20 protein-coding genes and 1 pseudogene are annotated in these 22475 nt (G+C 62.1%); 14 read left to right on the top strand and 7 right to left on the bottom strand.

The window, feature by feature from the left end:
* Nucleotides 1-155 precede the first annotated feature (155 nt).
* The 3 genes from recQ (at nt 156) to ACWKV4_RS11405 (ending at nt 5247) form a co-directional block, all read left to right on the top strand.
* Nucleotides 156-2288 carry a DNA helicase RecQ gene (recQ, locus tag ACWKV4_RS11415; RefSeq protein ID WP_483832191.1) on the top strand — a complete coding sequence of 711 codons (2133 nt, stop codon included), beginning with the start codon at nt 156-158 and terminating at the stop codon, nt 2286-2288.
* Nucleotides 2289-2414: 126 nt separating this feature from the next.
* Nucleotides 2415-2852, top strand: a complete 438-nt coding sequence (locus ACWKV4_RS11410; protein WP_483832190.1) for a MarR family transcriptional regulator — start codon at nt 2415-2417, stop codon at nt 2850-2852.
* An 82-nt stretch (nt 2853-2934) separates the two neighbouring features.
* Nucleotides 2935-5247 (top strand): FimV/HubP family polar landmark protein, encoded by a 2313-nt coding sequence (locus ACWKV4_RS11405; protein WP_483832189.1) that lies wholly within the window; start codon nt 2935-2937, stop codon nt 5245-5247.
* Between the two features lie 16 nt (nt 5248-5263).
* Here ACWKV4_RS11405 and ACWKV4_RS11400 read toward each other — a convergent pair whose 3' ends face one another.
* Both ACWKV4_RS11400 and ACWKV4_RS11395 read right to left on the bottom strand, forming a co-directional pair.
* Nucleotides 5264-5596, bottom strand: a complete 333-nt coding sequence (locus tag ACWKV4_RS11400) for an Mpo1-like protein (protein ID WP_483832188.1) — start codon at nt 5594-5596, stop codon at nt 5264-5266.
* Nucleotides 5597-5651: 55 nt separating this feature from the next.
* Nucleotides 5652-7106 (bottom strand): TrkH family potassium uptake protein, encoded by a 1455-nt coding sequence (locus tag ACWKV4_RS11395; RefSeq protein WP_483832187.1) that lies wholly within the window; start codon nt 7104-7106, stop codon nt 5652-5654.
* 96 nt (nt 7107-7202) lie between these two features.
* Here ACWKV4_RS11395 and ACWKV4_RS11390 point away from each other — a divergent pair, with 96 nt between their 5' ends.
* Complete coding sequence (locus tag ACWKV4_RS11390; protein ID WP_483832186.1) at nt 7203-7769, top strand: NAD(P)H nitroreductase; 567 nt, start codon at nt 7203-7205, stop codon at nt 7767-7769.
* A gap of 10 nt (nt 7770-7779) precedes the next feature.
* Here ACWKV4_RS11390 and ACWKV4_RS11385 read toward each other — a convergent pair whose 3' ends face one another.
* The 5 genes from ACWKV4_RS11385 to ACWKV4_RS11365 all read right to left on the bottom strand — a co-directional run bounded on the left by ACWKV4_RS11385 (nt 7780) and on the right by ACWKV4_RS11365 (nt 11347).
* On the bottom strand, nt 7780-9114 hold the full coding sequence (locus tag ACWKV4_RS11385) for a sensor histidine kinase (protein WP_483832185.1): 1335 nt from the start codon (nt 9112-9114) through the stop codon (nt 7780-7782).
* A gap of 66 nt (nt 9115-9180) precedes the next feature.
* Entirely contained in the window at nt 9181-9624 is a 444-nt protein-coding gene (locus ACWKV4_RS11380) for a Spy/CpxP family protein refolding chaperone (RefSeq protein ID WP_483832184.1), read from the bottom strand.
* 138 nt (nt 9625-9762) lie between these two features.
* Complete coding sequence (locus ACWKV4_RS11375) at nt 9763-10440, bottom strand: response regulator (protein ID WP_483832183.1); 678 nt, start codon at nt 10438-10440, stop codon at nt 9763-9765.
* A gap of 6 nt (nt 10441-10446) precedes the next feature.
* Entirely contained in the window at nt 10447-10752 is a 306-nt protein-coding gene (locus ACWKV4_RS11370) for a YciI family protein (protein WP_483832182.1), read from the bottom strand.
* Between the two features lies 1 nt (nt 10753).
* Nucleotides 10754-11347: a septation protein A gene (locus tag ACWKV4_RS11365; RefSeq protein ID WP_483832181.1), complete on the bottom strand. Its 594-nt coding sequence runs from the start codon at nt 11345-11347 to the stop codon at nt 10754-10756.
* Between the two features lie 66 nt (nt 11348-11413).
* On the opposite strand from ACWKV4_RS11365, the gene ACWKV4_RS11360 reads away from it, so the two are divergent.
* From ACWKV4_RS11360 to ACWKV4_RS11315, 10 genes and pseudogenes are all read left to right on the top strand, one after another.
* The gene (locus ACWKV4_RS11360; RefSeq protein ID WP_483832180.1) at nt 11414-12283 is read left to right on the top strand and encodes a PHP domain-containing protein; all 870 of its coding nucleotides are present in this window, start codon (nt 11414-11416) and stop codon (nt 12281-12283) included.
* 1 nt (nt 12284) lies between these two features.
* Nucleotides 12285-12914: an L-threonylcarbamoyladenylate synthase gene (locus ACWKV4_RS11355; protein ID WP_483832179.1), complete on the top strand. Its 630-nt coding sequence runs from the start codon at nt 12285-12287 to the stop codon at nt 12912-12914.
* The gene (locus ACWKV4_RS11350) at nt 12911-13729 is read left to right on the top strand and encodes a segregation and condensation protein A (RefSeq protein WP_487247613.1); all 819 of its coding nucleotides are present in this window, start codon (nt 12911-12913) and stop codon (nt 13727-13729) included. Before ACWKV4_RS11355 ends, ACWKV4_RS11350 begins: the two co-directional genes overlap by 4 nt.
* Before the next feature lie 16 nt (nt 13730-13745).
* Nucleotides 13746-14549, top strand: coding sequence for an SMC-Scp complex subunit ScpB (gene scpB, locus ACWKV4_RS11345; RefSeq protein WP_483832178.1), 804 nt, complete (start codon nt 13746-13748; stop codon nt 14547-14549).
* A 124-nt stretch (nt 14550-14673) separates the two neighbouring features.
* Nucleotides 14674-15792: a 23S rRNA pseudouridine(2605) synthase RluB gene (gene rluB / locus ACWKV4_RS11340; protein WP_483832177.1), complete on the top strand. Its 1119-nt coding sequence runs from the start codon at nt 14674-14676 to the stop codon at nt 15790-15792.
* Between the two features lie 14 nt (nt 15793-15806).
* A pseudogene (locus ACWKV4_RS11335) lies at nt 15807-17211 on the top strand (amino acid permease); the annotation flags it as partial.
* Between the two features lie 56 nt (nt 17212-17267).
* Nucleotides 17268-18470, top strand: coding sequence for an MFS transporter (locus ACWKV4_RS11330; RefSeq protein ID WP_483832176.1), 1203 nt, complete (start codon nt 17268-17270; stop codon nt 18468-18470).
* Nucleotides 18471-18705: 235 nt separating this feature from the next.
* Entirely contained in the window at nt 18706-18987 is a 282-nt protein-coding gene (locus ACWKV4_RS11325) for an addiction module antidote protein (RefSeq protein WP_483832175.1), read from the top strand.
* 264 nt (nt 18988-19251) lie between these two features.
* Nucleotides 19252-21207 (top strand): acetate--CoA ligase, encoded by a 1956-nt coding sequence (acs, locus tag ACWKV4_RS11320; RefSeq protein WP_483832174.1) that lies wholly within the window; start codon nt 19252-19254, stop codon nt 21205-21207.
* 414 nt (nt 21208-21621) lie between these two features.
* Nucleotides 21622-22398 (top strand): ABC transporter substrate-binding protein, encoded by a 777-nt coding sequence (locus ACWKV4_RS11315; protein WP_483832173.1) that lies wholly within the window; start codon nt 21622-21624, stop codon nt 22396-22398.
* Nucleotides 22399-22475: the final 77 nt, after the last annotated feature.

The raw sequence follows: 22475 nt of genomic DNA, 5'->3' as shown, positions 1-22475 counted from the left end.
GAGAGAAATGACAATGGTCAATTCTAGGCCCTGATGGCGGTTGAGCGCCACCGCCAGGTACGGAAAACCGCTGTGCTTCGGCACTTTGGTATACTAGCGGCCTTTTTTGCGACCGGCTGCCTGCGCGGGCGGCGTGGCGATTCGTGGAGTGATGCATGCTCGAACAGGCACAACGTGTTCTCAAGGACGTCTTCGGCTACGACAGTTTCCGTGGCAGCCAGGGGGCGATCATCGAGCGCGTGGCCCGCGGCGGTGATGCGCTGGTGCTGATGCCTACCGGGGGCGGCAAGTCCTTGTGCTACCAGGTGCCGGCTCTGTTGCGCGAAGGGCTGACCATCGTGGTCTCGCCCTTGATCGCGCTGATGGATGACCAGGTGGCCACGCTGGAGGAACTGGGCGTGCCCGCCGCGGCCCTCAACTCGACCCTCAGCGCCGAGCAACAGCGTGAGCTGGCGGTACGCCTGCGCCAGGGGGACATCAAACTCTTGTACCTGGCGCCGGAACGGCTATTGCAGCCAAGGATGCTGAACTTCCTCCACCAGCTCGATGTGGCCTTGTTCGCTATCGATGAAGCCCATTGCGTGTCCCAATGGGGCCATGATTTCCGCCCGGAGTACCTGCAACTCAGCCAATTGGCCGAGCTGTTCCCAGACGTGCCGCGCATGGCGCTGACCGCCACCGCCGACAAGCGCACCCGCGAAGAGATCGTCAAGCGCCTGGGGCTGCACGACGCCGAGCGCTTTTTATCAAGCTTTGACCGCCCCAATATTTTCTACCGCATCGTGCCCAAGGAGCAGCCGCGCAAGCAGCTGCTGGCGTTCCTCGGCGAGCGCAAGGGCGATGCGGGCATCATTTATTGCCTGTCGCGAAAAAAAGTAGACGAAGTGGCCGCGCAACTGGTGGAGCAAGGCTTTCCCGCCCTGCCTTATCACGCGGGCCTGCCGGCGGAAACGCGTGCCGCCAACCAGAAGCGCTTTCTCAATGAGGAAGGGCTGATCATGGTGGCAACCATCGCGTTCGGCATGGGAATCGACAAGCCCAACGTGCGCTACGTGGCGCACCTGGACCTGCCCAAATCGCTGGAAGCCTATTACCAGGAAACTGGCCGCGCCGGGCGTGACGGCTTACCCGCCGATGCCTGGATGGCTTATGGCCTGCAAGACGTGCTGATGCTTAAGCAGATGATGCAGAATTCCGAAGGCGATGAACGCCACAAACGGGTCGAGCAGCACAAGCTTGATGCCATGCTGGCGCTGTGCGAGGAAACCCGCTGCCGACGCCAGGCGCTGCTGGCGTATTTCGATGAAATCCTGCCAGAGCCCTGCGGCCACTGCGACAATTGCGTGGATGGCGTGCAAACCTGGGACGCCACCGAGCCGGCGCGTCAGGCGTTGTCGGCTATCTTCCGTACCGGGCAGCGCTACGGCGTTGGCCACTTGGTGGACGTACTGCTGGGCCGGGACAACGAAAAAATACGCGCGGCCGGCCATGAGCGTCTGAGCGTTTTCGGGGTGGGCAAGGGCCGTACGGAAGGCGAATGGCGCACCCTCTACCGCCAATTGGTCGCTCGCGGATTGGCCGACATGGACCTAGAAGGCTTTGGCGGGCTGCGGCTGACCGACGCCTGCCGCCCCTTGTTGCGCGGCGAGGTGACGCTGGCGCTGCGGCGTGAGCTCAAGCCCCAAACGGCTGCCAAGGCCAGCGGTGGTAGCCCGGCCAGCCAATTGGTGCGTGGCGAAGAGCGGGAGCAGTGGGAAGCCTTGCGTGCCTTGCGTCGACGCCTGGCGGAGGAGCATGGCGTACCGCCCTATGTGATCTTCCCTGACTCCACGTTGCTGGAGATGCTGCGCAGCCAGCCCACCAGCCTGGCGAACATGGGCCGGGTCAGTGGCGTGGGCGCCCGCAAGCTGGAGCGCTATGGCCAAGCGTTCCTGGAAGTGCTGGGCGGCGGTGAAGCGCCGGCGCCGGTCCAGGTCGTAGACCTGCGCCACGAGCTGGTGAGCCTGGCCAGGGCTGGCATGACGCCTGCTCAGATCGCCGGCCAACTCAAATGCACGGAGAAAAACGTCTACAGCTTGTTGGCCGAAGCTATCACCGCTCAGCAACTGTCGCTGGAGCAGGCGCTGGATCTTCCCTTCGAACTGCTCAGCGAAATTCAGGATGCCTTCCTGGACGGCGAAGGCGAGCTGCCACCAGTGAGCGATATTGCAGAGCAGTTCGAAGGTAAGGTTCCTGAAGGCGTGCTGTATTGCGTACGTGCCGCGTTGCAATCGGAATTTGAACTGTAGCCCGATCGTTTAAGGCCTTTTAGGCTGAGGCAGGTCATGGAAAGGGGATCAAAGCCTTTGCCTGCCTTGTCAGCGCTCGGCAGCCATGCTTGGCTCGCTAATAATTGTATTTGGATGAACCTACCTATGCCTGTGACTGATGAACACCGCTTCGGCATGCAACTGGCGCAACTGTCCCGTGGCTGGCGCGCCGAGCTTGATCGGCGGCTGGCGGGGCTAGGGCTGTCCCAAGCCCGTTGGTTGGTGCTGCTGCACCTGGCTCGCTTCGAAGCAGCCCCTACCCAGCGCGAGCTGGCGGCAAGCGTGGGGGTCGAAGGGCCAACCCTGGCGCGGTTGCTGGACAGCCTGGAAACCCAGGGGCTGGTACGTCGGCAGGCGGTCGTCGAAGACAGGCGCGCCAAGCAAATCAGCCTTAGCGAGTCAGCTTTGCCGGTGATTAAAGAAATTGAAACCATTGCCAACGAATTGCGCGTTGAGCTGTTTGGCGGCATTAGTGAGCAGGATATGGCCACGGCCATGGCCGTTCATGCCCGTTTATTGGCCAATCTGGAAAAGCGCGCCTGAGCTTGGGCGTGCGTTGGCGCTTTGAGTTTCGCCAACCACGAGCTATAACGAAGTCTGTGGAAGCCGTTCCCAAGGGATGCTCATGCGCAAGCGTTTTACCCGTACCCACTGGCCCGCGCCTCGCTTGGCCGCGCGCCTGGCCTTGTATTCGGTACTCGGTGGCTGTGCCCTGGCCTGGTCAAGCCTTGCCGCGGCCCTTGGCCTGGGGGAGATCAGCCTGCACTCGGCGCTCAATCAGCCCTTTAATGCCGATATTGAGCTGTCGGACAGCGCGGGCTTGGAGGAGGGCGATATCACGGTGAGCCTGGCAAGCGCTGAAACCTTCGCCCAAGCGGGTATCGAGCGCTCGTTTTTCCTCACCGATTTGCGCTTCAGGCCGTTATTCAGAAACGGCCGGAAAGTCATCCATGTGAGTTCCAGCAAGGTGGTGGTAGAACCCTACCTTAACTTTATCGTCCAGGTGACCCAGCCCTCCGGGCAGGTACTGCGTACCTATACACTGCTGATCGACCCGCCAGGCAGCGTGGCGCTGGCACCGCCGTTGTTGCCGACCAATGTCCAGCCCGAGCCGGTGTCTTCCGTGGCCCCCCTGCCTACCCAAGCCTCGGCACCGCCCACACCCCCAGCAGCGGCGTCACGCAAGACAAATGCCCAGGCCAGCCCCAACACTGGCCAGGGCGCTGCCAGCGAAGCGCTGACAGCGACCGCGGCGCAGAACCGTCAGCTTCAGCAGTCACTGGATAACCTTCAGGCCCACCTGCAAACCCTTGAAGATGAGCGCGCCGAGAAGGATGAACAATTGGCGCAGTTGCAGGCGCATTTGGCTGAAGCCCAGGCGCTGGCTGCTGCGCGGGCCGCTGCGGCACCGGCTGCCGTAAGCGGTGCGCCAGCCAGGGTTGATCAGCCAGCCACCGTGACAGGTACCCAGCCACAGCCCACGACGGCCAGCGAGCAGCCAGCACCGGTAACATCGGCCACGCCTGCAGTGGCAGCCAGCCCGTCCCCGACCCTGGCGGTCAACCCAGCCACCACTCCGGCTGCCACGCCTCCCGCCGCGCAGCCGCAGGCACCCCTGGCCATAGCGCCCCAAACCGATGACCTTACCTGGCTGCTACAACTGGGCGCCTTGATCGCGTTGGCGCTACTGATTGCCGCCTGGATACTTCAACGGCGCCGCCAGCGCGCCGTGGTGCCGGAGCCTGTGGTGCTGCCTGCCACGGTGGCTGCCGCGGCCGTTGATGAACCCGACAACAGTGAACTACCGGCGCCCAGCCCGGTAGTGGCGCAGCGCCGAGAGCAGGCACCTGCCACCGATGCCTTGGATGCGGCCAGTATCTACATCGCCTATGGGCGCTTCAACGAAGCCTTGGGTGTATTGCGTGAAGGCTTACAGCGCCAGCCCGAGCGTCGCGACCTGCGCCTGCGCATTCTGGAGGTGCTGGGGCTACAGGGCGATGCCCACGCCTATGCCGAGGAGGAGGCAGCCCTACGCACCAATGGTGAGCAGGACGCTGTACTGGAACAAACCCGTGTCCGCTTCCCCCGTTTGGCACCCGCGGCTGCAGCACTGACCGCCGGTGGCGCGCTGGTTGGCATGGCTGCCACCACGGCCTTGGCTGAGCAAGGGTTCAACGAGCCTGCTGTCAGCTCAAACCCCGGTGTGACAGCCGAATCCGCCCCCCTGATACAAGCGCCTGCCGCTGAGAGTAGTTCGGATTTGGACATCGACTTCGATGCGCTTGGAGACTTGGGGGACCCATTAGACCTTGCTCCCCCGAAGCGAGAAGGGGATGCCGATGAATTTCAGCTCAACCTGGACGACCTTTCGTTGGATGCCGACTGGTCGACCATGGACCCTTTCGACGCGCCGCCGGCGCCGACGGGAAGGGTGGCGGCAGCAGTCGAACCGTTAAAAAGCGACCCCTCCGTATCAGGGGACGAGCTGTTTTTCTCCAATCTTCGCGAACTGCCTGAAGTAACGGAGCTGCCAGAGGAGGAGTTTCTCAGCGATTTCGCCGACGAGCCTCTGGGGTCTCCCGCCCTGGATGAGCCCGACCTGGATGCGGCCTTTCTCGATGGGTTTTCTGAAGAGCCGGTCATACTGCCCGGCATCGAGCCTATAATCTTGGACGGCATGCAATTCGACAGCCCGGGGCAGGGCACTAGCGACTTTGATTTATCAGGGGAACCGTTGCCGGACCTAGGCGAGTTAAGCATCGATTTCGATAGCATCGAAAGCCAGGCTCAGGCCGCCGATCGCTTGGACCAGGCCCGCGCGCTGCTAGCCCAAGGTGAGCCACGGCAGGCTAGCCGGCTACTGCATGAGCTGATGGAAGAGGGCGACGACACCACCCGTGAAGCCGCGCGGCAATTGCTCGCGGGGCTTTCTCCTTAAGTGGCGCGGTAGGGGTTTAGAATCTCTGTTTGCCGGTGATCAAGTCACGGAACATGGCGAAGTCACCCATCAGGCTGTAGACCGGGTGACGAAAGGTAGCGGGGCGATTGTGCTCGAAGAAGAAATGCCCGGCCCAGGCAAAACCATACCCCAGCACTGGCACTGCCAGCAGTAGCCACAGGTTAAACGTGGCCAGTGCGTAGGTTAAGAAACCAATCACCAGGCTGGTGCCAACGAAGTGCAGCCGGCGGCTGGTGCTGTTACGGTGCTCGGCCAGGTAGTAAGGGTAGAATTGCGCGAAGCTGACGAACCCATCGCTGTGCGTTTCAGCATTGTTAGGGTTGTGCATAGGGCCTCCGGGTGGCTTGCTCACCGCCAGAGCATAGCCAATTGCCCAGCGCCCCTCAATGTCGCCAGAAGGCCGGTACGCATAGCACCAGTACCGTGATGATTTCCAGCCGCCCCAACAGCATGCCAAAGGACAGCAGCCATTTGGCGGCATCGGGCAGCGGTGCGAAATTGCCGGCCGGGCCTATGGTATCGCCCAACCCTGGGCCGACGCCGGACACCGTACTGGCCGCGCCCGTGAGGGCGGTCATCCAATCAAGCCCCAGTAGGCCCAACGCCAGCGCAATCAGCCCGATGGTGGAGGCGAAGAAAAACGAGAACGTCAGGATGGAGCGCACAATGTCTTCGTCCAGCCGGTGCCGATTGTACTTCTGGCTGATCACCGCCCGCGGGTGAATCAGTTGGTTCAAACTGGCTTTGAGCAGAATGAACGCAACCTGAAAGCGGAAAATCTTGATGCCCCCCGCCGTGGAGCCGGAGCAGCCGCCGATGAAGCCCAGGTAAAAGAAGAACATCAGGGCAAAATTGCCCCATAGGCTGTAATCCCCTAGGGCAAAGCCGGTAGTCGTTACCACTGACGTTACGTTGAAGGCCACATGGCGAAGCGCCTCATACCAGGGCAGGTGGGTGCTCCACCAGTACCAGGCGGCCAGCACCAGCCAGCACAGCAACAGCAACCCAATAAAACCGCGAACCTGATCGTCCCGCCACAGCGCCCAGTAATGGCCGCGCAGGGTAGCTACGTAAAGGGTAAAGGGCAGGCTGCCCATGATCATCAGTACGATGGCAACCCAATGCACCGCAGGCTGAGACCACTTGGCCATGGACAGGTCCGAGGTTGAAAAGCCCCCGGTGGAAATGGCCGACATGGCATGGTTGATCGCATCGAACAGCCCCATGCCGGCCAGCCAAAGTGCCAAGGTACCCAGGGTGGTGATGCCTACGTACACCAGCACGATGGATTTGGCCACCATGTGGGAGCGTGGCATAAGCTTTTCGGAGCGGTCCGAGGATTCTGTCTGGAACAGGCGCATGCCGCCGATGCGCAGCAGCGGCAAGATCGCTACCGCCATGGCGATAAAGCCGATACCGCCTAACCAATGCAGCAGCGAGCGCCAGATCAAAATGCCCGGTGACATGCTGTCCAGGCCGCTCAATACCGTGGAGCCGGTGGCGGTAATCCCAGACATGCTCTCGAAAAAGGCGTCGGTGTAGCTGACGTTTTCCGCAAACCTGAAGGGTAGGGCGGCGAACACCGCTACCAGCACCCAGCTGCTTACGGTCAGCAGGTACATATCCCGGGGCCGCAGGTTGCTGGACGCTGGGCGGCCGCGTACCACCAGCGCCAGCCCGGCACCGAAGGTGAGCAAGCTGGCCCATAGAAAGGCGTGAAGGTCTTCGGTGCGCTGGGTCAATACCAGGGTCAGCATGGGCACGGCCATGCTGACGGCCAACGTAAGCAGGAAAATGCCAATGATGAAGCCGATGACTCTGAGGGTCTGCCGTGACATTGAGCCCACGCTGGCTAAGAAGGGCCGCACATTTTACCTGCGAGCGGCGCGCTGTAAACGTTAGACTAGCCCGACCCAGGTGAATAGGAAGAGACAATGGAAGCCCTGCAAGCCTTGTTTGAACGTGTGTCCGTCAGCCGCTTGGTTGATCCGGCGCCCACCGAAGACCAGCGCCGAATGTTGTTCGACGCCAGTATGCGCGCCCCCGACCATGGTCAGCTGCGACCCTGGCGCTTCCTGACCATCGAAGGCGAGGCCCGCCACGCGTTGGGCGAATTGCTGGCCGAGGCCGCCAGGGCCAAGGGTGGCGAGGGCAACGAGGCAGCGATCGAGAAGGCGCGCAAGGCTCCATTGCGGGCGCCCTTGGTCGTAGTGGCCGTGGCCGTGGTCAAGGAACACCCCAAGGTACCGGCCAGTGAACAAGTACTTACCGCGGGTTGCGCGGTGCATGGGCTGTTACTGGCCGCTTATGACCAGGGGGTCGGAGCCATGTGGCGCAGCGGCGAGCTCTCCTTTGCCCGCTCCGTGGCCGAAGGGCTGGGCCTGGCCGAGCACGAGCAGATCATCGGTTTCATCTACCTGGGTACCCCCGCCCATGAGATACGTCCCGCGCCCCGAACGTCCGCCGAAGGCTTGGTGCAGGCTTGGCCGGGCCGAGCCTGAATACTGCGGTTCAGGCTGCTGAAGGCGGTTCCAGAGGCAGTTCCAGCCGGGCCACGAAGCCGCCCTGCGGATGGTTATCCAGCACCAGCCCGCCCCCGTGGCGCTCCGCGGCCTTACGGGCAATCGCCAAACCTAGGCCATGGCCCGCCGCCGATTGCCCTGGGGCCCGGTAAAAGGGCTCGCCCAACAGGGCCAGATGCTCGGGTGGGCAGCCTGGGCCGTGGTCCCGCACGCTGATGGCGATGCCCGCCGTACAGGGCTCGGCGCTCAGCTCGATGGGCTGACCGCTCGGGTTGAAGCGCAAGGCATTGCGCAGCAGGTTGTCCACGGCCCGGTCGAGCAGCGAAGGCCAGCCGCGTAGCGCCAGGTTGGGCGCTACCGTCACCCGGACGTGCTGATCCTGCGCCGGGAGGCTGGCGTTCTGGGCAATGCCAGTGAGCAGGGGCTCCAAGGCTACGTTTTCGGCACTGGTTTGTTCGGCGTCCACCCGCGCCAACTCCAGGATTTCACTGATCAAGGCCTCGAGGCGGTCGCATTCGAGGGTAAGCCTTGGCCACAAGCGCTCGCGCTCCTCGGCCCCGGCCCGCTCTGCCAAGGCCAAGGCGATCCGCAATCGGGCCAGAGGCGAACGCAGTTCATGGGAAACGTCCCGTAGCAGTTGGCGTTGGCTGCTGATCAAGCTTTGCAGGCGCGCCCCCATGCGGTTGAAGTCGTTGGCCAGCACGCCGAACTCATCCCGCCGCCCGGCCAGTTGTGCCAGGCTGTGCTGTTGATAGCTGGCCTGGCCCAAGTCATGGACCGCGCCGCGTAGGCGCTGTAAGGGGCGGGTGATCGAAAGCGTTACCAGCAAACTGAACAGTGTCAGCACCACCAAGGCGATGCTCAACGCGCCGATGGGCCAGAACAGGCTCTCGCGGTGCCAGGCTTCGAGTTCAGGGTGGGGAATGCGGTAAATGAACAGGTAGGTCTCACCGCTTTTGGGGCTGGTGTATTCGGCGGTCAAGCGGCGCCAAGGCAGTTGGCGGTCATCCTGGCTTTGTCGCGCCTCGAAGGCTTCGGCGCGGCGAGGAAAGGTACCCGGCACGACCGGCTCGCCAGCCTCGTTGAGCACTTGAGTGTCTACGTGGTAGCGGCGCTTGTGTTGCTCCAGCAGTTGCTCGGCCGCGTCGGCGCCCTGGGCTTCGAAGTGTTCGGTCCAGTGGGCGGCAAAATGCTTGAGCGCCGGGTGCCGGCTCAAGATCCAGGCATCCTGGTTCAATACGTGGCCCATCAGCAGGGACAGGCCCGCTACCAAGGCAATCGCCAGCCAGAAGCTGGCCAAGATCCGCCAGAACAATGAACGCAACGCGGCACCTCTTTAAGTCAACGAAAACACCCGGCCAGGGCGGCCGGGTGTGCATGAGCGTAGCGCTTACTGGGCTTTGCCGTCTTTCTGGGCCTTCCAGGCTTTGAACTCGGCCCATTCGGCGCGGCGCTGGTCCTGCTCTTTGGTCAGCTCATCGAACTGCTTTTGCTGGGCGGGCGTCAGTATCGCCCGGATGTCACTGCGCGTTTTGGCCTGGCTGGCGGTCAAGGCGTCTTGCATGGCTTTTTGTTCAGCGCTAGGCAGTTTGGCCAGATAACGCTCGGTGATTTCATGCCGCTGCTTCATGTGCTCGCCCATCAAGCGGCCCACCTGTTGGCGCTGCTCACGGTCCAGGCCAAGGCTTTCAAATTGGCCAGGGCCGCGCTTGTGCATCATTTCCATGCCAGGGCGCGGGCCTTCGTCAGGGCCATGCACCGGGGCAGGTGGCGCGGCCATGGCCAGGGTGGGCAAGGTGGCCGCGAACAACAGGGCAGTGAGAGTCTTGCGCATGGTAAAGCTCCTTGTTTGGTCGCCGGTCGTTTACCGGATGAGCTCAGTCTACGCAGGCAAGCGTCAAGGGCGGTCAGGGCTGGGTAAAGGGAAGGTAAACCTTGGGTTCGCCTTCGTTCCAAACATTTCGTGGAGCAGCTAGGCTGAGTAGTAATAGCCCCGGCTACGCAAGGCAACGATGCGTGGGCGGCCGTCGGCGTGGGGGCCGATCTTCTTGCGCAGGTTGCTCACGTGCATGTCCAGGCTGCGGTCATAGAGCGTGAGCTTGCGGCCCAGGGCCAGTTGCGCCAGCGCTTGTTTATCCAGCGGCTCACCCGGTTGGCGCAACAGGGCTTCGAGGATGCGGCTCTCCGACAGGGTGAGAGAGATCTCGTGCTGGTCGATGCTGGCCACCCCGCGCACGGCGCTGAACGTAAGGTCGCCTATTTCCAGTTGGCTGGCGCTGGCCACTGGGTGGCTACGGCGCAACACGGCCCGTAGGCGGGCGGTAAGCTCCCGTGGGTCGCAGGGCTTGGCCACATAGTCGTCGGCGCCCAACTCCAGGCCCAGAATCCGGTCCAGCGGCTCGCCTCGCGCTGAAAGCATTACAACCGGCAGCTCGGCGTGTTCGCTGCGCAGTTGTTTTAGCAGCTCCAGGCCACTGCCGTCAGGCAGCATCACGTCCAGCACCACTGCCGCTGGGGCAGCTTGAGCCAATGCCAGGCGCGCGCTTTTGCCGTCATGGCAAGCGCGCACCTCAAAGCCTTCATGGGCCAGCCAACTGCTCAGCAGCTCGCACAGCTCTACGTCGTCGTCGATCAGCAGCAGTTCGCTCATGATGGCTTAGGCACTAGGGAACACTTGCTTGAAAGGCTTGACCAGTACACTGGCATAGACCCCGGCGGCACGGTAAGGGTCTGCCTCGGCCCAAGCCTGAGCGGCCTGTTGAGAGTCGAACTCCGCTACGATCAGGCTGCCGCTAAAGCCCGCCGGGCCCGGCTCAATACTGTCGATGGCCGGGTGCGGCCCGGCCAGTACCAGACGGCCTTCGTTTTGCAGCGCCTGCAGCCGTTCCAGATGCGCGGGGCGGTTAGCCAGGCGCTGTTCCAGCGAGTTTTGCGCATCAGTAGCGATGATTGCATACAGCATGTCAGTCCTCGGTTTTTGGGGTAGACGAAGGCTCGTGCAGGTGTCGCGAGAGGTAGACCCCTTGGCCTATCAGGAAGAGCAGCGTCATGCCCAGGCTGCCGAACACTTTGAAGTCTACCCAGTAGCGCTCGAAGGTAAAGGCCACGAACAGGTTGGCCGCGCCGCATACGATAAAGAATACGATCCAGGCGATGTTCAAGCGGTTCCATATGGCGCTCGGCAGCGTCAAGGCATGGCCCATCATGCGCTGGATAAGCACTTTGTTCCCAATAAAGTGGCTACCCAGGAAGGCGAGGGCGAACAGCCAGTTCACCACCGGGGCTTTCCACTTCAGGAAGGTTTCGCTATGAAAGGCCAGGGTCATGCCCCCAAACACCAGGCACCCGGCCAAGGTCAGCCACTGGCCTTTTTCCAGCCGGCGCTGGCGCAGGAACAGCAGGCCATACACCAGCAGCGAACTGCCGATAAGGAAGGCGGTCGCACTGAAAATACCCCCCACGGCAATGCTGTGACCTGCCAGGTCCAAGGTGCGAGGTTCGGTTTTATAGATGATGAAGAACAGCAATAGCGGAATGAAGTCGATCAGTTGTTTCACAATGGCAGCCAGGCGCGGGATGTGGCGGCATAATAGCAAACCTTCTCGAACTCGAAAGCGCCGCCCATGAATGTTGACCTGCATTGCCACAGTACCGCCTCCGATGGGGCGCTGGCCCCTGCCAGCGTGGTGGCTCGTGCCCATGAGCGGGGCGTTACCTTGTTGGCCCTGACCGACCACGACACCCTTGATGGCCTGCCTGAAGCGCGTAACGCAGCCGCGGCGGTGGGCATGCGCTGGGTAAGCGGGGTGGAAATGTCTTGCACCTGGGGTGGCGCCACTATCCATGTGCTGGGTTATGGCTTCCCTTTGGAAGCGCCGGCCCTGGCCGACACCCTGGAGCAACTGCACGCCGGCCGTTGGCTACGGGCCGAGGAAATCGACCGACGGCTGGCCGCCAAGGGCATGCCCGGCGCATTGGAAGGCGCTCGGGCGATCCAGGCCGCGTTGGGGGATAGCCGTAATGCCCCGGCCCGGCCACACTTTGCGGATTTTCTGGTGCAACAAGGCCACGTGCCAGATCGCCAGACCGCCTTTCGGCGTTGGCTTGGCGCAGGCAAGATCGGCGATGTAAAGCAGCACTGGCCCACCCTGGAGGCTACGGTCACTACCCTGCGCGCGGCCGGGGCTTGGGTCAGCCTGGCACACCCCCTGCACTATGATTTTACCCGTGGCAAGCGTCGGCGCCTGGTGGGCGAGTTTCTCCAGGCAGGCGGCCACGCGCTGGAGGTGGTCAACGGCCTCCAGGCAGATGAACAAACAGGCACCCTGGCAATCCTGACCCGGGAATTTGGCATGCTGGCCAGCGCCGGCAGCGATTTTCACGGGCCGGGCAACTGGGGCGACATCGGCAGTTACCGCGCTTTGCCGGAGGATCTGCCACCGTTATGGGAGCGTTTCCGTGATGACCGCGCAGGCCTACCAGCAAGGATATGACGTGAGCCAGTTCTTTCAGATTCACCCGCAAAACCCCCAGGCGCGCCTGATCAAGCAGGCGGTGGACATTATCCGCTCCGGCGGCGTGGTGGTGTACCCCACCGATTCTTCTTACGCGGTGGGCTGTCGCATCGGTGAGAAAAGCGCCATCGAGCGGGTACGCCGCCTGCGCCAGTTGGACGACCGCCACAACTTCACCCTGTTGTGCCGCGACCTGTCGCAACTGGGGTTATTTGCCAAGGTAGATACCGCTGCGTTCAGGTTGCTCAAGGCCCATACCCCCGGGCCTTACACCTTTATTCTCGATGCCACCCGGGAAGTGCCGCGCCTGTTGCTGCACCCCAAGCGGCGTACCATCGGCCTGCGAGTACCGGCCCACCCCATCGCTCAAGCCCTGCTTGAAAACCTGGGCGAGCCGTTGATGAGCGTGAGCCTGGTAATGCCTGGCGAGGACGAACCGTTGAGCGACCCGGAAGAAATGCGCGAGCGCCTTGAGCATCATGTAGACCTGGTGATTGATGGCGGCCCCGGTGGCGGTTCGGCTTCAACCGTTGTAGACCTCAGCGGTGCCGAACCGCAGATCATCCGGGAAGGCTGCGGCGACCCTTCGCCCTTCTTGGCGGGCCCATGACCGAGCTAGCCCAGACGCTCCCACTACAGGAGGAAAGCAGCCAGCTTCAATTGGCGTTGGTCTATGGCAATGCCTTCACCGAGGTGCCGCAGGATCTATACATCCCGCCGGATGCCTTGGAGGTGTTTCTGGAGGCCTTCGAGGGGCCGCTGGACCTGCTGCTGTATTTGATTCGCAAGCAAAACATCGACGTGCTGGATATCCCGGTGGCGGAAATCACCCGTCAGTACATGACGTATGTGGAGCTGATGAAAACCATCCGCCTGGAGTTGGCCGCCGAGTACCTGGTGATGGCGGCCATGCTGGCGGAAATCAAATCCCGCATGCTGTTGCCCCGTTCAGCCGAGGTAGAGGAAGAAGAGGGCGACCCACGGGCCGAACTGATTCGCCGCCTGCAGGAGTACGAGCGCTTCAAGGCCGCCGCCGAAGGCATTGATGGGCTGCCCCGGGTAGGGCGCGAGATCGTGGTGCCACAGCTGGACGCCCCCCAGGCCAAGGCTCGGCGGTTGCTGCCGGATGTGGCCTTGGAAGACGTGCTGCTGGCCATGGCCGAGGTGATGCGCCGCAATGACCTGTTCGAAAGCCACCAGGTCAGCCGCGAGGCGCTCTCTACCCGCGAGCGCATGAGCGAAGTGCTGGAAAGGCTCAAAGGCGGCGGTTTCGTGGCCTTCGGCGAGTTGTTCGCGGCCCACGAGGGCAAGCTTGGCGTGGTGGTGACCTTTATGGCGATTCTCGAACTTGTGAAGGAATCTTTGATCGAGCTGGTGCAAAATGAGCCCTTTGCCGCCATCCATGTTCGGCTGCGCGGTGAGTGACGAGCTGTAGGCATTCATGAACCTTAACGAACCCCGCGACCTGGCCCCCCTGCTGGAGGCCTTCCTGTTGGCTTCTGGCAAGCCGCAAAGCCTCGATCGCCTGTATGAATTGTTCGAGGAAGCCGAGCGGCCAGGCCCCACGGTTTTTCGCAAGGCCTTGGAGCTGCTGCGTAAATCCTGTGACAACCGCGCGTTTGAACTGATAGAGGTGGCCTCCGGTTACCGGCTGCAAATCCGCGAGCGCTATGCCCCCTGGGTGGGGCGGTTGTGGGAAGAGCGCCCCCAGCGGTATTCCAGGGCATTGCTGGAAACCTTGGCGCTGATCGCGTACCGCCAGCCCATCACCCGGGGTGAGATCGAAGACGTGCGGGGCGTGGCGGTCAACAGCAACATCGTCAAAACCCTGCTCGAACGCGAGTGGATTCGTGTGGTGGGCCATCGCGAGGTGCCCGGCCGCCCGGCCATGTTCGCCACCACCAAGGCGTTTCTGGACCACTTCAACCTCAAGAACCTGGACGAGCTGCCACCGCTGGCGGACCTGCGCGAGCTGGAACCGCGCCCAATGCCCGAGGACGATGACCTGCCGATTCCGGCGCGCTTGCAAGCTCTGGCCGATGCCAGCGGTGGTGAAGAGGGTGAAGGTACGCCTGTGCCTGCAAGCGAAGAGACCAGCTTCCGCAGCTTGCTGCTAGAGCTGGACGACATGGAAGCCAACCTTAAGACCGACTTCGACGACCTGCGCCAGCCAGAGACCGCTGCACCGGAAGGGGCCGAGCCAGCACTGGAAGGCCCACCACCCAAGGACGATCCACAACCCTGACGCGCTGGTCGCTTGCTACCAAGCGCCCCGTGCAAGCTGGCGCCAGAGCGCGTATGATGCGCGCCCTTCGACGAGCACTTCGGCCCTGGCCGCCGTGTCATCAACTCACCGGGAGGTGCCAACCATGAATGAACACGAACTCGATTCCGCGGACGCCCCGCTGCCCCCCGCGGGCGAAAAACTCCAGAAAGTCCTCGCCCGCATTGGCGTGGGCTCGCGCCGCGACGTAGAGGCCTGGATCGGCGAAGGCCGGATCAAGGTCAACGGCAAGGTCGCGACCCTTGGCCTGCGTGTGGACCTGCATGACGCCATTAGCGTCGATGGCAAGCTGATCAAGCGTGAAGAGGCCGCCGAAACGGTGCGCCGGGTGATCATCTACAACAAGCCAGACGGCGAAATCTGCACCCGTGACGACCCTGAGGGCCGCCCTACGGTGTTCGACCGCCTGCCACGCCCCCGTGAAGGCCGCTGGATCAACATTGGCCGGCTGGACATCAACACCACCGGTTTGCTGATGTTCACCACCGATGGCGAGCTGGCCAACCGTTTGATGCACCCCTCTTATGAGATGGACCGCGAGTACGCAGTGCGCGTGCGCGGTGAAGTGGACGATGACATGATCGCCCGCCTCAAAGAGGGCGTGGTGCTCGAAGACGGCCCGGCGAAGTTCACCGATATCCAGCAGGCCCCAGGCGGTGAAGGCTTTAACCACTGGTACCACTGCGTGGTGATGGAAGGCCGCAACCGCGAAGTACGCCGGTTGTGGGAATCCCAAGGGTTGGTCGTCAGCCGCCTCAAGCGCGTGCGCTTCGGCCCGGTGTTCCTCAATTCGGACCTGCCCATGGGCCGCTGGCGCGAACTGGGCCAGCATGAAGTGGACGTACTCAGTGCCGAAGTAGGCTTAACGCCTGTGGCTATGCCGGTACAAACCGCCAAGGCCAAGGAAAAACTCGAGCGTATGCAGCGCAAATCCGCACGGCCCCTGGGCCGTAATGAACGGGTTCGCCAGGTTCGCCCTGCCCAGGACGCCGGTGATGAGCGTGCTCCACGGGCCAGCCGTGAAGAGCAGCGCCCGCGGCCAGCAGCGCCCCGTGGTTCGGTAGTGGCCGAGCGGCCGAGCGAAGTGCGCGGTGGCGCTGGGCGCCCAGGCAAGGGCCAACCCAAAGGCGCCCCTAGCGGCGCGCCAAAACGTACCCGTGATGGCGCGCCCGGTACGCGCCCAGGCAAGTCGCCCAAGCGTTGATTCAAGGTATGAGCATGAACCCCCGGTCAGCGCCTAACGGCAGTTTCCAACGCGGCCTGAAAAACCGCCATATCCAACTGATCGCGCTGGGTGGGGCGATCGGCACCGGGTTGTTCCTGGGCTCGGCGGGGGTGCTCAAGAGCGCCGGCCCGTCGATGATCCTGGGCTATGCCCTGTGCGGCCTTATTGCCTTCCTGATCATGCGGCAATTGGGCGAGATGATCGTCGAAGAGCCGGTGGCAGGCTCCTTCAGCCACTTCGCCCACACTTACTGGGGCGGTTTCGCCGGGTTCCTCTCTGGCTGGAACTGCTGGTTGCTTTATACCCTGGTGGGTATGTCTGAGCTTACGGCTGTGGGCAAGTACATTCAGTACTGGTGGCCTGAAATCCCCACCTGGGTATCGGCCGCGGGCTTCTTCGCCCTGGTTACCTTGGTGAACCTGGCCAATGTGCGGGTGTTCGGGGAAGCGGAATTCTGCTTCGCCATTATCAAGGTAGTGGCGGTGGTGGGCATGATCGGCCTGGGCAGCTACCTGCTGGTGTCCGGCCAGGGTGGGCCGCAGGCCAGCATCACCCACCTGTGGGACCACGGCGGGTTCTTCCCCAACGGCGTGCGGGGGCTGGTAATGGCCTTGGCCTTGATCATGTTCTCTTTCGGCGGGCTGGAAATGCTCGGCTTTACCGCCGCCGAGGCTGACCGGCCACGGGAGGTGATCCCGCGGGCGATCAATCAGGTGATCTGGCGCATTCTGATTTTCTATGTGGGTGCCCTGGTGGTACTGCTGGCCTTGATCCCTTGGGACAGCCTGCTGGCGACCCTTGGCAGTAGCGGCGATGCCTATAGCGCCAGCCCCTTCGTGCAGGTATTCGCCATGCTCGGCAGCGGCACGGCGGCGCATTTGTTGAACTTCGTGGTGCTTACCGCCGCAGTGTCGGTGTACAACAGCGGCGCCTATTGCAACGGGCGCATGCTGGTGGGCATGGCCGAGCAGGGCGATGCACCGGCGGCCCTGGCCCGGGTGGACCGGCGCGGCGTGCCGGTGGTGGCTATCCTGGCCTCGGCGGTGGTCACCGCGGTCACGGTGCTGCTCAACTACGTGATGCCCCAGGATGCGCTGGAATTGTTGATGGCCCTGGTGGTCGCCACGCTGGTTATCAATTGGGCCATGATCAGTTGGTCGCACCTAAAATTCCGTAGGCACCTGGTGCGCGAAGGCCGACAGCCGTTGTTCAAGGCCGTGGCCTACCCCCTGGGCAACTACCTATGCCTGGCCTTCGTAGTGGTTATTCTCGCAGTGATGTGGACCACTGGCATGCAGGTGCCGGTGCTGGCGATCCCTGCCTGGTTGGTGGTTTCGCGGGTGCTGTACCGTTTGAAGCGCACCTCGGCCAGGCCAGGCCAGTAAACCCTGTTCGCAGGCTGGCGCCAGCTTCTACCGGCGCGGCCTGCTTCACCTCTCCACAGGGCGCGCCACATGCCTTCGTTACCCCGCTCCATGCCCCTTACACTGCAAATCGTCTCCATCGTGGCCTTTACCTTTATCGGTTACCTGAACATCGGTATCCCGCTGGCGGTGCTGCCAGGCTTCGTGCACACGGGCCTGGGCTATGGCGCGGTCATCGCCGGGCTTGTGATCAGCGTGCAGTACCTGGCAACCCTGCTCAGCCGGCCCTACGCCAGCCGCATTATTGATAACCGGGGTAGCAAGCTAGCGGTGATCTATGGCTTGAGCGGCTGTGGCGCCAGTGGGCTGTTCATGCTGCTGGCGGCGTGGCTTCAGGCGTGGCCGGCATGGAGCCTGGGGTGCCTGTTCGTAGGGCGCGTGGTGCTTGGGGCCGCGGAAAGCCTGGTGGGCTCTGGGGCCATCGGCTGGGGAATCGGCCGGGTAGGGGCAGCCAATACGGCCAAGGTTATTTCCTGGAACGGCATCGCCAGCTACGGCGCCTTGGCCATTGGCGCCCCTGGCGGCGTGTGGTTGGCTCAGCAACTGGGGTTGTGGAGCATCGGGGTCACGGTGATGCTGCTCTGCGCGCTGGGCGTGGCCCTGGCACGGCCCAAGCTGCCGGCGCCGGTGCTCAGCGGCGAACGCTTGCCCTTCCTGCATGTGCTGGGGCGGGTATTCCCCCATGGCTGCGGCTTGGCCCTGGGCGGGATTGGCTTTGGCACCATCGCTACCTTCATTACCCTGTATTACGCCGACCAACGTTGGGATAACGCAGCGTTGTGCCTGTCGTTGTTCGGTGCGTGCTTTATCTGCGCACGGTTGTTGTTTGGCGGAATGATCAACCGCCTGGGTGGTTTTCGGGTGGCCATCGTGTGTTTGGGTGTCGAGACCTTGGGCTTGTTGCTCCTGTGGCTGGCGCCTGGGGTAGAACTGGCCATGGCTGGGGCGGCCTTGACGGGGTTTGGCTTCTCGCTGGTGTTCCCCGCGTTAGGCGTAGAAGCGGTGAACCTGGTGCCGGCGACCAGCCGTGGCGCGGCGGTGGGTGCTTATTCGCTGTTCGTGGACCTCTCCCTGGGCTTGACCGGGCCGGTGGCGGGTGCGGTGGCGTCGGGGTTTGGGTTTGCGTCTATCTTTTTGTTCGCCGCCTTTGCGGCGGCTGCTGGGTTGTTGCTTAGCCTGCGGTTATACCGGCATAACCAGCGGGCGCTTCGGCGTTCGGATGGGGTGGTTTAGAGCAGCTACAGACATAGGGTGGTCCACTGGTGGGACCAAGCAATGCCTGGGGACAGATTGCCCCGATCTTTGCATTGAGGCACTCCAAGCCATGAACGACCAGAAGAACGCCTTAGAAAATTTGATACGCCAAAAGCCTACATAAACTGATCATTTCTGGTCGATTCTCATTGCTGGGGTGTAGCTGTTCGGCTACGATTTGTGCGTGCGATGAGATCGAGAAGGAAGACAGACAATGAGAGAGTTGAAGGTTTTCGAAGCTTCTGACTATCTGAACAACGATGAGGAAATTGCCGAGTTTCTGAGCATTTCCTTGGCAGACCCAAACCCTGACGTTTTCCTCAGAGCTTTGCAGGAAGTCGCCAAGGCGCGTGGAATGAGCCAGCTTGCCCGCGACTCAGGCATCAACCGTGAATCGTTGTACAAAGCTCTGGCACCGGGTGCAAAACCAAGGTATGACACGGTTTTGAAGGTGATGAGTGCGTTAGGCGTGAAGCTGATGGCTCAACACGTATAGAAAAGGAGCCGATTCAGTTCTCAGGCCTCCCCTGGTCCCATAGTCTCAGGCCGGGACGAGTTCTTATACTTCACGGCCAACCCCCTCCACACCACCTTGCCAATACCCACCCGCGCCAAATCGTTGTAGTGTTCAACAAAGCCAGTGCCGGTGTGTCACGCCCGATCTAGCCAGGTTACTACCATTGTCCAATGGTTGCGCCAGGCCCGCTTGACGTACAACGCACCCCTACAAGAACAACGATTGCTCCAGAGGAACATAATGATGAGTGCGGCTTCCCTGTACCCGGTTCGGCCCGAGGTGAAAGAACATACCCTCACCGACGAGGCCACCTACAAGGCCATGTACCAGCAATCGGTGGTCAACCCCGATGGCTTTTGGCGTGAGCAGGCTCAGCGCCTGGACTGGATCAAGCCCTTCGACAAGGTCAAGCAAACCTCCTTCGACGACCATCGCGTGGACATCAAGTGGTTTGCCGATGGCACCCTCAACGTGGCTTACAACTGCCTGGACCGCCACCTGGAAACCCGTGGCGACCAGCCGGCGATCATCTGGGAAGGGGACGACCCGTCCGAAAGCCGCACCATTACTTATCGTGAATTGCACGAAGAAGTCTGCAAGTTCGCCAACGCCCTGCGTGGCCAGGACGTGCACCGGGGCGATGTGGTTACCCTGTACATGCCAATGATCCCCGAGGCGGTGGTGGCCATGTTGGCGTGCGCGCGCATTGGCGCCATTCATTCGGTGGTGTTCGGTGGCTTCTCTCCAGAAGCCTTGGCTGGGCGCATTATCGACTGCAAATCCAAGGTAGTGATTACCGCCGACGAAGGCATTCGTGGCGGCAAAAAAACCGCCTTGAAGAACAACGTGGACCGAGCCCTCACTAACCCTGAAACCAGCAGCGTGCAAAAGGTCATCGTGTGCAAGCGCACCGGTGGCGAGATCGAATGGAACCGCCACCGGGACATTTGGTACCACGCCTTGCTGGAAGTGGCCGGCAGTACCTGCGCGCCGAAGGAAATGGGTGCCGAGGAAGCGCTGTTTATCCTGTATACCTCTGGCTCCACCGGCAAGCCCAAGGGCGTGTTGCACACCAGTGCCGGTTACCTGTTGTACGCGGCCCTTACCCATGAGCGGGTATTCGATTACCGCCCCGGTGAGGTCTACTGGTGCACCGCCGACGTAGGCTGGGTAACCGGGCATAGTTATATCGTGTATGGCCCGCTGGCCAATGGTGCTACCACCTTGCTGTTTGAGGGCGTGCCCAACTACCCGGACATCACCCGTGTGTCGAAAATCATCGACAAGCACAAGGTGAACATCCTCTACACCGCGCCTACCGCCATTCGCGCCATGATGGCAGAAGGCACTGCGGCGGTCGAAGGCGCCGACGGGTCCAGCTTGCGCCTGCTCGGCTCGGTGGGCGAACCCATCAACCCTGAAGCCTGGAACTGGTATTACAAAACCGTGGGCAAGGAACGTTGCCCCATCGTCGATACTTGGTGGCAAACCGAAACGGGTGGGGTGCTAATCAGCCCCTTGCCCGGTGCCATTGGCCTCAAGCCTGGCTCGGCCACCAAACCCTTCTTCGGGGTGATACCGGCGCTAGTGGACAACCTGGGCAACCTGATCGACGGCGCGGCCGAGGGCAACTTGGTGATACTTGACTCCTGGCCTGGGCAGGCGCGCTCGTTGTACGGCGACCATGACCGCTTCGTTGACACCTACTTCAAGACCTTCCGTGGCATGTACTTCACCGGCGACGGTGCCCGCCGCGACGAAGACGGCTACTACTGGATCACCGGCCGGGTGGATGACGTACTCAACGTATCCGGCCACCGCATGGGCACGGCGGAAATCGAAAGCGCCATGGTCGCCCATCCAAAGGTCGCCGAGGCCGCCGTAGTGGGGGTGCCTCATGACATCAAAGGGCAGGGGATCTATGTCTATGTCACCCTCAACCAGGGTGAAGAGCCCAGTGAAGCCTTGCGCCAAGAATTGAAGAACTGGGTGCGTAAGGAAATCGGCCCCATTGCCTCGCCCGACGTGATCCAGTGGGCCCCGGGCCTGCCCAAAACCCGCTCGGGCAAGATCATGCGGCGCATCCTGCGCAAGATCGCCACGGCTGAATACGGCGCGCTGGGGGATATCTCGACCCTGGCGGACCCTGGCGTGGTGCAGCACTTGATCGACACTCACCGGCAGATGGTCGCCGCCTGAGGCGGGCCGTTTATCGAGCCCCGCTTAGGCGGGGCTTTTGCTGTGTGGAAACAAAACCGGTGTTACCGGATAATGCGCCGCTGAAACCTTGGGGACCACTGCGCCCTCAAGGGGAGGTTAAGCCTGGGCCTGTGATTCCCCCTTAACCGCTCTATGGCTAGATACTCAATAAAAGGGCAGGGACGTTGCAGTGTTTCTGGTTTGAATAATGACGGTTGATCAATCTCCCGGGCGCCTGTCAATAGCTGGCATTAGCATTGCGGGTCGTTCTGTAACTTGTTGTCGCATTGTGGAAATTTCCCGCAACCGCTCACCGCTAAAATGCCCCCCACTCGCTTCCGCACCGGTGGCGCGATTTATCCTTGTCGGCGTTCAGGTATCCTGCTGCGCTGTCAATCCGATGGAGTATCCCTCATGAAGAAGCTTGCACTGTTTGGTGCCCTGGCGCTGTCCGTGCTGTCCTTTACCGCCGCGGCCGATGACAAGCCGATGAAGATCGGTATCGAGGCAGCCTACCCACCCTTCGCGTCGAAGGCGCCGGACGGCAGCATCGTTGGCTTCGACTACGACATCGGTAATGCGTTGTGCGCCGAGATGAAGGTCAAGTGCGTATGGGTGGAGCAAGAGTTCGATGGCCTGATCCCCGCGCTGAAAGTGCGTAAGATCGACGCCATCCTCTCGTCCATGTCCATCACCGATGAGCGCAAGAAGTCGGTGGACTTCACCAATAAGTACTACAACTCCCCCGCGCGGCTGGTCATGAAGGAGGGCTTTACCCTGGATGACAGCCTTGCCTCGCTCAAGGGCAAGAACATCGGCGTTCAGCGCGGCTCGATTCACGAGCGCTTCGCCAACGAGGTACTCAAGGGCAAGGGCGTTGAAGTGAAACCTTACAGCTCTCAGAACGAGATCTACCTGGACCTGGCCGCGGGCCGCCTCGACGGCACCCTGGCGGACTCCACTCTGCTGCAGGATGGTTTCCTCAAGACCGACTCGGGCAAGGGCTTCGCCTTCGCGGGGCCGGTGTTCAACGACGTGAACTACTTCGGCAACGGCATGGGCATTGCCGTGCGCAAGAACGACAAGGCCAATCTGGATCGCCTCAACGCAGCCATCGCGGCGATCCGCGCCAATGGCACGTACAAGCAGATCCAGGACAAGTACTTCGACTTCGACATCTACGGCCAGTAAGGTCGCCTTTGCGCCGGACAGGGGCCGAACGCGGCCCCGCTTCGTTTAATTCGCCCCTAGCGCACGCACACCCCGGT

Source organism: Pseudomonas artemisiae (assembly GCF_057128685.1).
This window is presented reverse-complemented; position numbering and strand designations above follow the sequence as displayed.